The organism is Maribacter sp. TH_r10, from assembly GCF_033101095.1.
Taxonomy (GTDB): domain Bacteria; phylum Bacteroidota; class Bacteroidia; order Flavobacteriales; family Flavobacteriaceae; genus Maribacter_A; species Maribacter_A luteus.
The window spans coordinates 1-211 of the sequence record NZ_JAWMPY010000061.1; the positions used below are offsets into that span (position 1 = coordinate 1).

A 211-nucleotide genomic window follows, 5' to 3' on the forward strand; every position below is an offset into this window, starting at 1 on the left:
ACGGTACTTATGGCTCCAATGGTCGTTGTCAAATTCTTCCGGCTCTTTAATACCGAAATACAACAACTGCATCTTGATGTAACTCTTTATCCTCCGAAAATCCTTGACAAGATCGTTCCTGCGCCTAAATAGACTTCGTAACTCCTCACGATCGACATCGGGAACATGGATACCCTCCAAACGACCGTCCTTTAACTCTCTTGATATCAAC

Annotated in this window: 1 pseudogene; it reads right to left on the bottom strand. The window is 43.6% G+C overall.

Annotated elements, in window-relative coordinates:
- Positions 1–211 (bottom strand): annotated as a pseudogene (locus R3X28_RS19330) (IS110 family transposase); the annotation flags it as partial.